This window comes from Microcoleus sp. FACHB-SPT15 (assembly GCF_014849525.1).
Lineage (GTDB): Bacteria > Cyanobacteriota > Cyanobacteriia > Cyanobacteriales > Coleofasciculaceae > Symplocastrum > Symplocastrum torsivum.
This window is the reverse complement of the sequence record NZ_JACJNU010000017.1, coordinates 16543-31011: the sequence shown is the minus strand read 5'-3', so window position 1 is coordinate 31011 and position 14469 is coordinate 16543. Positions and strand designations below refer to the sequence as shown.

At 45.2% G+C, this 14469-nt stretch carries 10 protein-coding genes; 6 read left to right on the top strand and 4 right to left on the bottom strand.

Annotated elements, in window-relative coordinates:
- Window positions 1–26 precede the first annotated feature (26 nt).
- The gene (locus H6F98_RS06315) at window positions 27–3695 is read right to left on the bottom strand and encodes an EAL domain-containing protein (RefSeq protein WP_242058411.1); all 3669 of its coding nucleotides are present in this window, start codon (window positions 3693–3695) and stop codon (window positions 27–29) included.
- A 1235-nt stretch (window positions 3696–4930) separates the two neighbouring features.
- Here H6F98_RS06315 and H6F98_RS06310 point away from each other — a divergent pair.
- Together H6F98_RS06310 and H6F98_RS06305 are read left to right on the top strand one after the other, a co-directional pair.
- The gene (locus tag H6F98_RS06310; protein WP_242058410.1) at window positions 4931–5404 is read left to right on the top strand and encodes a hypothetical protein; all 474 of its coding nucleotides are present in this window, start codon (window positions 4931–4933) and stop codon (window positions 5402–5404) included.
- A gap of 321 nt (window positions 5405–5725) precedes the next feature.
- Window positions 5726–8287, top strand: coding sequence for a sigma 54-interacting transcriptional regulator (locus H6F98_RS06305; RefSeq protein ID WP_192217820.1), 2562 nt, complete (start codon window positions 5726–5728; stop codon window positions 8285–8287).
- Window positions 8288–8443: 156 nt separating this feature from the next.
- Here the strand turns inward: H6F98_RS06305 and H6F98_RS06300 are convergent, their stop codons facing one another.
- Window positions 8444–8674, bottom strand: coding sequence for a helix-turn-helix domain-containing protein (locus H6F98_RS06300; RefSeq protein WP_192217819.1), 231 nt, complete (start codon window positions 8672–8674; stop codon window positions 8444–8446).
- A gap of 260 nt (window positions 8675–8934) precedes the next feature.
- Here H6F98_RS06300 and H6F98_RS33960 point away from each other — a divergent pair, with 260 nt between their 5' ends.
- The 4 genes from H6F98_RS33960 to H6F98_RS06285 all read left to right on the top strand — a co-directional run bounded on the left by H6F98_RS33960 (window position 8935) and on the right by H6F98_RS06285 (window position 11280).
- On the top strand, window positions 8935–9063 hold the full coding sequence (locus H6F98_RS33960) for a hypothetical protein (RefSeq protein ID WP_277927528.1): 129 nt from the start codon (window positions 8935–8937) through the stop codon (window positions 9061–9063).
- A complete protein-coding gene (locus tag H6F98_RS06295; RefSeq protein WP_192217818.1) occupies window positions 9060–9254 on the top strand; it encodes a hypothetical protein in 195 nt (64 codons plus the stop codon). The genes H6F98_RS33960 and H6F98_RS06295 overlap by 4 nt, the downstream gene beginning before the upstream one ends.
- Before the next feature lie 213 nt (window positions 9255–9467).
- Window positions 9468–10592 carry a threonine aldolase family protein gene (locus H6F98_RS06290; protein WP_396810797.1) on the top strand — a complete coding sequence of 375 codons (1125 nt, stop codon included), beginning with the start codon at window positions 9468–9470 and terminating at the stop codon, window positions 10590–10592.
- 388 nt (window positions 10593–10980) lie between these two features.
- Window positions 10981–11280 carry a ferredoxin gene (locus H6F98_RS06285; protein ID WP_192217817.1) on the top strand — a complete coding sequence of 100 codons (300 nt, stop codon included), beginning with the start codon at window positions 10981–10983 and terminating at the stop codon, window positions 11278–11280.
- Window positions 11281–11698: 418 nt separating this feature from the next.
- Here the strand turns inward: H6F98_RS06285 and H6F98_RS06280 are convergent, their stop codons facing one another.
- Both H6F98_RS06280 and H6F98_RS06275 read right to left on the bottom strand, forming a co-directional pair.
- Window positions 11699–12631 (bottom strand): DNA polymerase beta superfamily protein, encoded by a 933-nt coding sequence (locus tag H6F98_RS06280; RefSeq protein WP_192217816.1) that lies wholly within the window; start codon window positions 12629–12631, stop codon window positions 11699–11701.
- Between the two features lie 272 nt (window positions 12632–12903).
- Window positions 12904–13938, bottom strand: a complete 1035-nt coding sequence (locus H6F98_RS06275; RefSeq protein ID WP_192217815.1) for a hypothetical protein — start codon at window positions 13936–13938, stop codon at window positions 12904–12906.
- Window positions 13939–14469 lie beyond the last annotated feature (531 nt).

Below are 14469 nucleotides of genomic sequence, written 5' to 3'. Positions count from 1 at the left end.
CAAACCCAGCCTTATATCTTAGAGGATTAGTCGGAATCTTCTCCCGATTCTAGTCGCCAGCCCCGTTGATGCGATTCCGCAATCAGCATTGCCCTAGCCGCTTCACTATCAACAGGTTTGGAGAAGAAATATCCTTGCCCATATTCACATTGCAGTGCAATCAAGGGGGAAACCTGCTCTAATAGCTCAATTCCTTCTGCAACAACATCCATACTCAGGGTTTGGGCAAGGGTCACGATCGCTTGTACAATCTCTGAGTTCTCACCTAAGGCGCCAATTCGGCTCACGAATGAGCGGTCAATCTTGAGTGTGCTAATAGGAAAGTGGTGCAACCGACTGAGGGAAGAATAGCCAGTACCAAAATCATCAATACAAAGATGAATATTTCTTTTCTTCAGTTCTAGGAGTAAATCCCTAACTAAGTCGGGGCTATCCATAACAAGGCTTTCCGTAATCTCCAGCTTCAAGCTGCCAGCTACAAGATTCGTCTCCTGAAGAATTTTGTCGATTTCATCCAACAGCGCTGGTTGCACAAACTGTTTGCCTGAAAGATTGACATTAATCGTCAAGGGCTGGGCTGCGGGAAATTGCTCCTGCCAAATTCTCAGTTGGCGGCAAGCTTCCCGCAATGTCCACCAGCCAATGGGGGTAATCAGTCCCGTCTCTTCGGCTGTGGGAATGAATTCTGTTGGGGATACTAAGCCGCGTTGCGGGTGCTGCCAGCGTACCAAGGCTTCAAAACCGCTAATTTTCCCCGTAGAGAGAGAGACAATTGGTTGATAGTGAACCCGAAACTCTTGCCGTTCAATTGCCCGCCGCAAATCCGTCTCAATTTGCAATCTCTCCAAGGCACAGCGATGCATTGCCGCGTCAAACACCTCGTAACAGGATTTCCCTTGTGCCTTAGCACGATACATGGCAATGCCAGCATCCCGGAGTAAGTCTTCGGGTTGTAAGAGGCGATAGTCAGTTTGCCTTGGCGTAGCGGTATCGTCTTCTGAATTAACCTTACTATCGTTATTGCTTGTATTCAGAGCAATACCAATACTGAGTGTCATAAACACTTCAGTCTCATCTAGATAGAATGGCGCACTTAGGGTCTTATCAATCGACTCAGCCACACGGGTAGCATCACTGACATCCTGAATACCTTCGAGGAGGATACCAAATTCATCTCCTCCCAGACGCGCTACCGTATCAGTAGGACGCAAGCAAGTTTGGAGGCGACTTGCAAAGTTTTGGAGCAACTGGTCACCCACTTGGTTACCCAGGCTGTTGTTGACTAACTTGAAACGATTGAGATTTAGAAATAGAACAGCTAATAGATAAGGCTGACTTGAGACGTTGCCCTCAGTAGACTCTTTTGCCCGTCGCATCGCTTGCCGCAGGCGATCCATGAATAAAGCCCGGTTGGCTAGCCCTGTTAACTGATCGTAAAAGGCATTATGAATCAATCGCTCCTCAGCAAGTTTGCGATCGGTGATATCAAAGGCGTAGATGCGAAGGCAATCAATTGCGTCGATGTAGTGTAAAACTTGTTCGTAATACGCTTCACCAATTTTGACCTCCCGTTTGAAAGAACCTTCGTGTTGCAGTACTGTCGCAATTGATGGGACTCCTGCCAGAAATGGATGCTGAACACCAAGGTCTTGTAAATCAGGCAACACCCGCATGGCTTCTGGATTGAGATAACGAACGTAACCGTCTAAATCCGTTTCAACAATTGGATTGGGAGTAAGTAGCGGAAAAGAAGCCAACCGGGCGCTTTGTTGCTCTATCTGCCGACGTTCTGTAATGTCCCGTCCCACTGACTGAAACTCAACTAAGGGGAGATGTTCTTCCTCTGTCCTCTGAAGAATAGCAGGATATCTCTCTTGACCCACAATCACTCGATCAGTCCACTGTTGCCAGTGAATCTTACCGTTGGGCGTCACAACCTGGTATTCTCTTGTCGCGACTGTGCCTTTGAGACTAAGAGCAGCAAGGTACTTTTGAGTCTTTTCCTGATACTCGTAAGGAATCAATTGGAACAAACTGCTGCCGAGAAGTTCCTGAGAGGTTTTGCCAAAATAGCGGCAGTAGGCATCATTGACGAAGGTTAGTGTGCCATCCGACAAGAACCGACAGATTAGTTCTGTTTGATCATCAACGATCGCACGATACCGTTCCTCGCTCTTCCGCAGTTCTTCTTCTAACTGCTTACGCTCCGTAATATCAATTCCTATACCAAAAAAGAAGTCTAGTTTGCCACTGTTGTTGAAGATTGGGCTACCACGCCATTCGACTAACAGTTCTTGACCTTCTTTCGTTAGCACGTAGTTTTCCTGCAAGATTGGCTGCTTTAATCTCACAAGCTGCTTAAAAATTTGGGAGAGTGCTTCGCGGTCAGCCTCTCGAACAAATGTTGATAAATAATCAGCGCCCAAAACTTCTGGCAAGGTGTAGCCCAAAGCCTTGAGGAACGCTTGATTCATCATGATTGTCTTGCCTTGGGCATTAATGGCAACAAAGAAGGCAGAACTCGTTTCAATCAGTGTTTTCGTAAAATCTTTTTCCTGGCGCAGTTCTTCTTCTAGCTGCTTGCGCTGAAGCACTAAGCCCAATTGCATCACAATGGTTGTCAATAGTTCAACCAATGGCTTGTCTATCGTGCGGGATTGGGCAATGAAGAAGGTTAGAACCGCAAATACCTGTTCACCAACAAGAATCGGAACACCAAACTCATGGAGTCTAACTACATCTGCCTGGGGAGAAATCAATGCTGCATCGGGTTGAGCAGAATTATCTTCAATCCACTCTGGCTGCTGCGAAGTCCATACCCGCCCTGGTAAGCCTGTATTTGGAAGAAAGGTTAGTATTTCTCTTGCCTGTCTGAACTGATACAGGGTTGTGGGGTCACCATACCAAGCCGGACTACAGTCTAATCGTGAATTGTCAGAGCAAGGAAGCCAAGCTTCGCCATAATCCCAGTTCGTAAGTTCGCACACTTGGCGAAGTACTACATTGAGGGCTGAGTCAACCTCTGAGGCTTCATTGATTGCTTGTGTTAAGGATTGCAACAGATGGCTCACTTGTGAGGGTTGTGTGGCGGACTCGAAGGAAAAACGCGATCGCCTATTGAGTTCGTTTCTTAATGGCTCAGTGTCTCGTGCTAATGTTGCTATCTGTTCGTTGAAACGTTGCTCTATCTCGGCTTGCCGTTGAATTGTTGGGGTTGGATGTAATTGGTAAGCCTCGGATGGAAGCGTTGAGACTACTGCGTCTAGCTTGGCTAAAGGAACAGATCCACTGGCAGAGAGAGTTTTGCGATCGCTAATTGGATTCTCCCGGCGTGGTTGTGCTGAGACCTTGGAAAGTAACAACACCGTCAACAACCAAATGGTCGCCGTAATTACTTCTATTCCCGCTCCTAGCCCATAGCTTGAGCTTGGGTGCCCAAGAGTCCATAAGTCGATTAAACGAGTTGTGCCACCAGCAACTGTAAGCACCCCAAGTATCATCAAGATTCCGACATAAGGCAAGTTGCGGCGCTGGGTCACCCAGTAAAGCAGCAGGATTGAAATTGCGTAATAAAACAAGGCAATTAGTGATTCGGCTGTGATATCTAGCCAAATCAGCTTTGACTTCCATAAATCGGGATACCCATTGAGCATAAGCAGTCTGTCAAAACACAGAGGTTCCCAACATTCCAACATAAACACTCCTGGTCAGGCACCTCACTACCATTCGGAGGAACCGAAGTAAGTTCTTCTAAGGCTCATCATGCCGGATTTGCTCTTAAGGATGAAGCAATCGGCTTTACACTTTACAGAAGCTCAACAAATGTCTCGGCTACCAACTTAAAGCCAGACAACCAGAGCGATGGGGAGGTAGGGATAATGCACATAGAGACTCCCCTCCATCATCCCATCCCCCTATCCGTCTGTCAGCCATGTGTCTTATAGACGACAGGTTGCGCCTGGTAGATGCGTCGCTCCAAAGGCAGCCCTCAATAGACATGGCTAGCTTATATACAATTGAAAATTGTCTGTTTAGTGGGTCGCTCATCAATCAGTCCTCTTATGGGGATTGGTAGCGGCTTCGGGATTTCTGCATAGCACCCTAGCTTAAGCATAATCCTCAGAGCTTGTTTATCGGAAGCAACTACTTGCTGCTTTTCCTCCTACTGATTCCACTCACAAGACCTACGCAGGCATTTTTAGTATTAAAAATTAGCTTTTAAACTCTATTAGGTAGTGCGTCGTTATCCTGATGGCGCAAGTCTTGCCTTAGTTTACACGCTTCCTCCCTGTACTGCCACTTTAAATAGAGAAAAATATAACAAGGGTTTTGTCTGCTGTATGGTTGAGATTCTATAGACTTTGGTGGTAATTTGCCGCAATCCTCGCTACCGCTACTAAGGCAACCCAGAACCTACTGTTTTTTCTATCAGTAGACCATTTCATTATCCTTAACCAAGAGAAATAAATAGTACCCGCTTCTTAGTAGTAATAGAGAGCGCGTGACCTTGACATCCTTTTCAGGAAAATCAATAAATTTTCATAAATGAATCCGGATAGTACTGGCTATATCTGTAGGTATTAGCATGTACATATTTGCGAAAATAGTACCTTAGGATGGGATGTTACTGATGATGACCTGTCTTAGTAGGTTGAGTGCAGCTACCACTAAACATAGAACTTAGCCAAGGAGTCTTCTTGAAATTTTTAACAGGTTTACTTCAGGCTCAAAACAAATTTTGTAAGGCTTGTACAACTAGTCGATAGTCACTCTATTCGGTTTTTGGCGAGAACATTAATCCCACACACTAAGTTTCCGTAGCCAATCGAAGCACTCTGAATATCACATGAGTGTGGCAGCTATGGTAAACATTCATTAGGTAACAAGCTTTAGATACTACTGTTTCCTTACCGCCCCGTACTTAGACAGGATGGTGGTAACGGAAGCTGTCTTTACAATTTTAATGGATGTAGACCCAATGATTAAAACTAACATTTGGGTAGTTTTTTTTCTTTATTCAGTTTACGCCTTGATTAGTATCCCACTTTTCTTGATGACATCAGGTGGATGGATAGCAGTCTTTTTTTACTTAGCATTTTCAGGCTTCTTTTACATCATTACTACGATCCTGATGTTTTTCAATGCTACATTTCGCACAAAAAGAAGACGAACAAAGGTAAAAATTAATAGTGATTTTCTAATAAAAATTCTTGGTCTTCAAATCTTTGTTATTTTGTTTAATTATGATACTTGCGGTGAGACAACTTGCTATCATGGATTCTTGCCAACATTACTTGAAGAAATGAGCTTTCCAATTTTGTTCGCACCTCCTTTTGTCTTAGTCTTGTTTGCCCTACTTCTATATTTGGGCTTATTATCACTATTTTTACTCGATGTATCTTAGATATAGCAGTTTTCAGGTTGATGGGGTACAAATTTTTGGGTTTTCGGAGATTGGGAATTGGGAATTGGCAAGAAACTTAAATGTACCTCATGCTAAACGAGAATTGCTATATTACACACAAGCTTGCCGGACTCTATATAAAGTTCAACTGCTGCGACTAAAGAAAATAGCTGCCGAGATAATCAGACCCAAAAGGGACAAGGGAACCCAGAGATTAGATAACTCCAACATTTGAGTTTTTTATCTTTGATAACGGATTTATTCATTAATGATAGTTATTATTTGTAGATAAAATTAAAACCAGGGTTTATTGGATTGACTATGACCTTTCCAGACTTGGTGACTTGGCTACAAGAACGAACCGCTCTCGGTATTCTATCGGTGCAGGTACTGAATGCGATCGCACAAGTTATGGAAGAACAGGTAGTGCCAGCCAACACACGTCTGGTTGTTGAAGATACTCCTGTAGAAAGCCTCTACATTCTCCGACAAGGACAACTCGAAAGCGATCGCACTAACCAAATCAGTTCTGTTTGGGGAGTGAGTTGGCTCCCTGGCGCAGTCATTTACTTACAAGAGCTGCTATTAAATCAGCTTGCTCAGCGCACAACAATAACTCGTAGCGAGTGTCATCTATGGGTAGTACCGGCTGAGCAATTTCGAGAGTTAATCGAACAATACCCCGAAATTTCCCAAGCGTTTTCGCCACAACTGGCGGCTGAACTAGCCAAACTGTCCTCTCAACTCAGCTACGAACAAGAGCGTCAAGCTATCCTGCGTCCTTATCTAGTCAACAAAGCTAGACGCGGAATTATTGGAAAAAGTCGCTATGCAGTAAGGCTGCGGCAGCAAATTAAGAAAGCCGCAGAAGATCGCAAGTCAGTCATCATTTTCGGTGAACCTGGAGTAGAAAAAGATAATATCGCCGCTCTAATTCACTTTGGCTCGGCATACCGACGTGAACCTATCATTAAAGTGGATTGCAGTACTGTACAAGCAAGTGGAGCAGAATTGTTCGGGCGTGCTGGTGGTAAGCCAGGATTAATAGAAGCTCTCGGACAAGGGACGTTGATTCTCAACAACATTCAGGAACTTCCCTCTGAGCTAATACCCCAACTGGCAACGCTACTAGAAACTGGCACTTACAAACCAGTCACCCGTTTAGAAGATGCCCCAGCCGAGAGCGTAATCAATTGCAGGGCACACATCATCATGGTTTCTGAAAAAACCATGCCCGAAATTGAGCGTCATGTTGGCCATTTAATCAAAGTCCCGCCCCTACGAGTGCGAAAAGCTGACATTGGCGACCAGATGGAATACTATCTCAGTCTCTTGTGTCGAGCGAGGGGAATACCAAAACCCCGTATCACTCCAGAAGCCCTGCGCCAGCTACAGGCGTATGATTTTCCAGGTAATTTGCGAGAATTACAAAATCTTGTGGAACGTGCGATCGTTCAGTCGGCTGGAGCAAAAGAACTAACAGAAGAAATTGTTTGGCCGTCTCAGAGCAAGAAAAAACAATTTCGGTTCAATCTTCTCAATGGCTACCCTCGCTTGAGGCGATTTTTGCGGAGTGACTGGTGGCCCGATCGCATCAACTACGGCTTAACGTTGTGGCTTTTTCCCCTAATTGTTTTACTGGGATTTATTGGCCCCCAAAATCGCCAGGAAAACTTTACTTTAAACCTGTTTTGGGCATGGTGGTGGCCGTTAATCCTGATTGGTTTTCCCTTCGTTGGACGCATCTGGTGCGCGGTTTGCCCTTTCATGATTTATGGCGAAGTCACCCAGAAGCTCTCTTTGTGGCTTTGGCCCCGGCAGTTGAAGCGTTGGCCCAGAGAGACGGCAGAGAAATGGGGAGGCTGGTTTTTATTTGGATTATTTACCTTAATTTTCTTGTGGGAAGAACTCTGGGATTTAGAAAATACGGCTTATCTGTCTGCTTGTTTGCTCCTACTGATTACGGCGGGGGCAATGATTTTCTCCGCAATCTTTGAGCGTCGGTTTTGGTGCCGCTATCTCTGTCCAATTGGTGGGATGAATGGGTTATTTGCCAAGTTATCAATGACTGAGCTAAGAGCGCAGCAAGGTACTTGTTCAGCAGAATGCACGACTTACCAATGTTATAAAGGCGGCCCACAAAAAGGTGAAGGAATGGCAACACTAGGGTGTCCTTTGTACTCTCACCCTGCTCAGTTGCAAGATAACCGGGACTGTGTGCTGTGCATGACTTGCCTAAAAGCGTGTCCTCATCGCTCAGTTGAGGTGAATCTGCGTCCACCAGGAATTGAACTTTGGACAAGCCATGTGCCTCGTGTTTATGAAGTGGCGCTGCTATTGTTGCTTTTAGGTGGCGTATTTCTCCATCGCCTACCAGAGTTGCAACAGGAGTTGGGATTATCGCTAGACTTAGATCAGTTTTTGCCCCACTTCGGTTTGTCTATTGCAGCCTTATGCATCCCAGCCGCTATTCCTTTAATTGCTTATGGCGGGATACAGCTAATTTACCGACTCATCCAAGCTTTCAAGTCCAAAATCCCGAATCCTAAGCCTCGCTCGTTTGTGGAATTGGCTTATGGGTACTTGCCGTTGGTGCTGGCTGGTAATTTGGCTCACTATTTGCGATTGGGTTTAGGGGAAGGTGGACGAATTTTGCCAGTGACGTTGGCGACGTTTGGCTTTAGCGGTGAAGGGTTACCGATACTTGTTGCTCACCCAGCGGTAATTGAGTTTTTGCAGGGTGTAACGCTAATTGTGGGCGTGCTGTTGACGATGCTTCTCACGCAAAAAATTGCTTGCCAACCAACGCGATCGCTTTTTGCTCAACATCTAGGTGCTGTCGTGCTGGGTGTTTGTCTTTGGGCAATTATTGTCGGCTATTGATGCAGTCGTTCACAGGATGATTGGATGAGCGATCGCTTTAAGGTTTCTAGAAAGGCGATCGCCCCAAATTAGTCTTTGAAGTGAATGCTAAAGTGATGGCATACTCAAACCCGCAGCCTCATCTTAGTTAGAGTAGTGCGAAAGGGGATTAGGTTTCTACTTCTGGGGTGACTGACTTGTCGCCTCCAGTAGTTCCTCAAATGTGCATTGCAGAACATCCATCAAACGCTGAGTTTCAGAAATGGTTAAATGAGGCTCACCTATGCCTCTCTCCCATTCGCTAACCGTTTTGTTGGTTATACCTAGGGCATCTGCAACTTGGCGCTGAGTTAGCCCAGCCCGTTTTCGCAAATTCGCTAGCGTTAGTTGATCTTTCTCCTCGGACATCCTAAGATATTAAACATAAATGTTTAAACATAAACCGGAGTAGCGGACAGATGCCTTCTCCTCCGTTTGATATTGCGTAATGTCTATCCAGCCAACTTGCTAGCTAGCAAGCTGTTGGATGTTCACAGGTTCGCTTGTCTCATTGCTGTTCTCATTGACCTCCTATGAGTGTCATACCCGACAGCCAAAAAATGCGATCGCCCCAGTGTGTAATTTCTCCTTGGCTGATCGCTGTCTAATCTACTACTACTAGGTTACCAATGAACAAAACCAAAGCGACAGAAGCATTTCGTGTCGCGTCAGAAAATGCTGCCATCAGTGCTGCACTCCATCAACGCGCATCTCAAATCTACAAACGTACCGTAGGAATCACCGGGAGGGTTGCATGAGCTACTTTAATCGGCTAAATCCCTGGTGCATCATCCGCTCACTGCCTAACTTGGAATCAACCATCGTCGCACGTTTTCGTCGCCGCAATGATGCTGAGGCTCATCTCAACATCTTACAACGCCTTATCCCAAACGCGACATTCGCGATTATTTACGACGTGACACCAGAACACGACGAACTAACAACGTAAAACTATTTCTTGATGAAGCGCTCGTCTTCTTAATTCAAACTTGTACCACCAAACTTGTACCACTTTCGTAGGGGCGCACAACCGTGCGTCCTTCACCCAAGATTTAGTGCAATATCAAAGGCAATTAGTTGAGAAATGCGATCGCTCTGAGCAATCCGTCACTCAGTTCACAGAAGGTTGTGAGCGAACCGCGAGTAAGTCAAACTCAGGTTAATGTTTAGCTTCGATAATGGAAGTTTAACTCCACACTCAGCAGGAGACGACACTCAAGTCATGAACTTTGCTAGCGATAATGTCACAGGTGTATCACCGGAAATCATGGCAGCGCTGAATGCGGCTAATGACGGTGCAGCGCTGCCTTATGGTCAAGATGAATATACTCAGCGCTTAGCCACCCAGTTCAGTGAACTGTTTGAGAAAGAGGTGACAATTTTTCCGGTTGCAACTGGTTCAGCCGCCAATGCTCTTGCTCTATCTGTCATGACTCCACCCTTTGGGGCAATCTACTGTCAGGCTGAATCACATATTAATGTCGATGAATGTGGCGCACCAGAATTCTATACAGGTGGGGCGAAGCTGGTAACACTTCCTAGCTCTGATGGTAAGATTCACGCCACTGACTTAGCAACCGTACTCGATCGCGCAGGTGCTGGGATTGTTCATCATGTGCAACCTGCTGCTGTAAGCCTCACCCAAGCAACTGAAGCTGGAACAGTCTATAGCCTCAATGAAATCCAGGCAATTGCCGAGGTTACAAAGCACCATAGTCTCTACCTTCACATGGATGGGGCGCGTTTTGCCAATGCTGTAGCCAGTTTGGGCTGTTCTCCTGCTGACTTAACTTGGCGTGCTGGCGTTGATGTCCTCTCTTTTGGGGCGACGAAGAATGGCGCTCTTGGTGCTGAAGCCGTAGTCTTTTTTAATCAAGCCTTGGCTCAAAGCTTTGCCTTCCGCCGCAAACGCAGTGGGCATTTGTTCTCGAAAATGCGCTTTTTGTCGGCGCAGTTAGAGGCTTACATCAACGATGATTTGTGGTTGAGGAATGCGGAGAATGCTAACCGAATGGCAAGGAACTTAGCCCAAGGCTTAGCCGAGTTACTGGATGTAAAGCTTTGCTACCCAGTTGAAGCCAACGAAATTTTTGTTCAATTTCCTAATACCTTGATTACAGAGCTTTTAGCAGAGGGCTTTCAGTTCTACTGTAAGCAGGGAGAGCATTTCACGACAATCCGGTTAGTGACGGCTTTCAATACAAAAGAGGCAGATATTACAGCTTTTATCGAGGCGGCTCAACGTTACTCCTCTGTCGCTTTTGCGGGATTTGAGTCGAGAGTCTAAACCAGAGTAACTTTCATTTACCGTCAAGTCTTACCCATGTCTAAGAACAAATCATTGATTTTAGCTATAACCATAACTAATACTAATTTATAGAAAGCTTAGGCAAAGAAACGGTGAAGGTTAAGAATTGGGAAACTCTTGTCAGAGCTGAGCTTGCGAGTTACTGTGAAGGTGACTTTTAACGAGACGAGCTTCCCTCTGGGTCATAAGGATAACTAATTTAATACGGATTTCACACTTTCATTCCTAATCCTGTCTAATCTATGAAAGCTTTTTCTCGTAGTATCAGAAATGAAGCGAACACGGCAAACTAAGCTTTCTACAGGCGAAGTACGCTGGACACAGTTTTTACATTGCCGTGTCAAGTCAACTGAGAGGAATCACAAAAATGGCAAGTTACAAGGTTACGTTGATTAACGAAGCCGAAGGGCTGAACACAACAATTGAAGTTCCCGATGATGAGTACATTCTTGACGCGGCTGAGGAGCAAGGTCTTGACCTCCCCTATTCCTGTCGCGCTGGTGCTTGCTCTACCTGCGCTGGCAAAATAACTGAGGGTGAGATTGACCAATCTGATCAGTCTTTCTTGGATGATGATCAGATTGAGGCTGGATACGTTCTAACCTGTGTCGCTTATCCAAAATCTGATTGCACGATTATGACCCACCAAGAAGAAGAGTTGTACTAAGAGTGTCAGAGTTACAAGAGACAGTTTCTCGCTCAACGTCTCTAAGGACACCTGTGGGACTTGTCTTAGCATCAACTCAATTAATGTAAGCACTTAGCCTTTTTGCTTGGCTAAGGGTCGAACCCCAATAAAGTATTTAAGCAGGAGCATGGGTCATGTGTTCCTGCTTCATTTTTGGGCGATCGCACAATATGATTGTATCCTTTTGCACTATCGAGGTTTACAAAGATGTCCCACTTCTGATAGGCATCAGGCGAGTCAATGAGGCCGTATTCTCTCTTCTAGTGAGGAGTGAACTGTGAACGTTACAACGAAAAAGCTCTTGGGTCGAAACATAGGCAAGACTACCAAGAGCTTTTTGACGTAAGAGTAATCATCTAAGCTCGCTAATGCTCTCTTCGTGTAGCCTTGATTCAGCCTACACCATGCTTCGACGTGCCTTAAGTAAGAAAGCATTTGCTTGTTCATAATTTGGACGTTCTGGTAGAGATGTTGTTGTAAAGACCCGTTCAAACTCTTGGTGTAAGCTTAAGCGCCAAGCATTCACCTCCTCCCAAGGCATCTCACCACGTCGGATTGCTAGCAGTTGTTGGTGGTGTTGTTTAATCCGCACTGGTACGAAGCCTTCTTTAAGTACCGCAATGCCTGAGAGTAAGAGGCGAACTAGATGCATTGCGTGCTTCTGCTTAATCGCCCCCTTGGTACGGAGGTCTTGTTCTAACTTTTTGAACTGAGACATCACGTAGCCATTATAGGTTTGGTAAACCAGTTGGGAGAGGAAACATTCGCGCATTGACAACAGTTCTTCTGCCAGTGGTGTTGCAGTTTCCACAAGAGGAGTGTAAAGACACTCTAGAACAGTAGGATTTGCCTTCAGTGCTAAGGTCAGAAATTTCTGGATTTCCCAATAGCATTCTTCGGTTTGCTTATTATCGAGTTGTTCAGGAATGCCATGGAGTGACCAATGTAATTTTGCTGGTGGCAAGTAGATACCCCGTCGATCTGTATCAGAACCAGCATGATCTAGACCATACGCCTTGGAACCAACGACACAGCGATAAATAACATAATCGTAAAGTGATAAATCATCCCCTAACCCTAAAGCGGGTTGCAGACTTTCCTGTTGCCATTGCTTGCGGGTAGTGAGTTCTTCCCGTCGCAAGGAAACAACAGCACCATCAGGTAATTGCACTCGATAGGAATGGGAATAGTCAACTGGCGCTTGTACAATAACTCCAACAACTCCACTAGGATGCACAAGTTCACCAGAAGCAATCACCTCAACACGAGTGACAACTTGGGTGCCAACAGGAAGGATAAGTTTAGGGGTAAAGGGTTTTTGATTACTCATCGTGAACATCTCCCATGAGCCTGAACACTACAACGGCTGAGTGTTCTCGACCATCTATACTCAACTACAGGTCATGCTCACAGCTTTGCGGATTGATGCAGATAGCTAAAGCGATCGCGAATCTATTATGAATAGGGCTTACACACTGAGACAGTATTCTGTCATTAATATAAGTAGTGGAAGCATCTTGCTCCCCTATTTCACCAAAAGAGAGCAAGATGACCGCACTACAAAATGACTGGCAACGGATACAAACGCTATCAACAACAGCTCTATAAAAGTAGCAAGTTGTCAACTAGCAGTGTCGATGCAACAGCAGTATCTTGAACGTCTAACACTCCAAAACTCACTGTGAAAGTGCCAGCGGTATCGAACGTGTAGTTGAAAGTCTCGTAGCCAAGTGTTGCGCCAAGACTAACACTGTCCAAAGTATCAGTGAACAAGGTGCTTCCGCTCTCATCGACGATTGAGATAAAAGCAAAATCGTTATAGAAGGCGTTCGGTCCCGTAAACTCACCTGTTAAGAAGTCCCAATCAAAGGTCAAAGTGTCCCCAACTGTCACATCAATTGGTGTGAGTTCGATCGCAGACCCTTCGGTAGCATCTCCATTGCCGAGTCCATCCAAAGCTCCAGTGATCAACCCCAGTCCGGCTTCAAGCTCGGCATCGCTTATAGATCCAGCGTCAGTAGTGAGTACAGCCTGGTAAAGTCCTTCAGTTGGGAGGGTGTCATTAAAATCTGTCTGGACGCTGGCATCGCCGAAGGTGTTCCAATCGGTGAAGTCACCAGTCTCAAACCCCGTGTTAAGAAAACGCACATTGTCAAGCAGCAGTTGTGAGCTAACAGCAGTATCTCCTTGGTTTACAACTCCGAAGCCAATTTGATAATAGCCATCAGCCTCGAAATTGACGGTGGAAGTTTGGGAACCAAATGCTCCATTCGTATCGGCTAAGAGAGAGGCATCAGCTGACTCGCTGTCAGAGAGTGAATCGAGCGAAAAGAAGCTAAAGTCGTTGAAGAAGCTTCCTATTCCCTCATTGGTCAAGAACTCCCAATTGAAGCTCAAAATTTGCCCAGCAGTAGCCTCGAATGCGGAAGATTCAATCGCTGATCCATTAGTGGCATTGAATGGGTCTGTGATGCTGTCTAAAGTTCCGGATGTCAAGTTCAGGAAGTTTTCGACTACGTTATCAGGAGCCGAGCCGAAGTCAGTGTTGATCGAAGCACCGCCCTCAATCACCTCTGCATTGCCGACAACGCTCCAATTGGTTAATGCACCAGTCTCAAAATCACCATTAACTACCATAATTTTTCTCCATCAATGAAAGTGATTAAAAACACCTGAAACTAATTCGTGCGTCTAGGCTTGTCGTTGCCTATCGAGGAAATCATGGGGAATGCTCTGGAGAATGCCATCCTTGCTCATTCCTTCACTCAACAACGAATGAACTTAGAGCATGGCAAGAGAAGTTTGTCTCTGATGTTCTAATCAGCTTTTAGGTGTCTAGAAAGCCTGATTGCTTCATAAACTTCACTTGCTCCTGAGGTTCCCTCTCAGCGGTCTGGTGGTTTTTTCAATCCCGCTCTTAGATTAACGATGCCTCAGGATGAAATCACCTAATTAGCATTAGTGCTTTATTAGGCTTGATCATTAGGTTATGTTTTATCTTCTTGCCTCTAAATATAAACTTTTGTAAAAAGCTGCATAATTTACTGAATTAGGTCGGAGACCTCTATAGAGGTTGACAAATTTATTTTTAGACACAAAACAAATACAACTCGCTGATTACGATGTTTGCTAACAATTAAACCTCTGACATAAATACCAAAGTCAGAA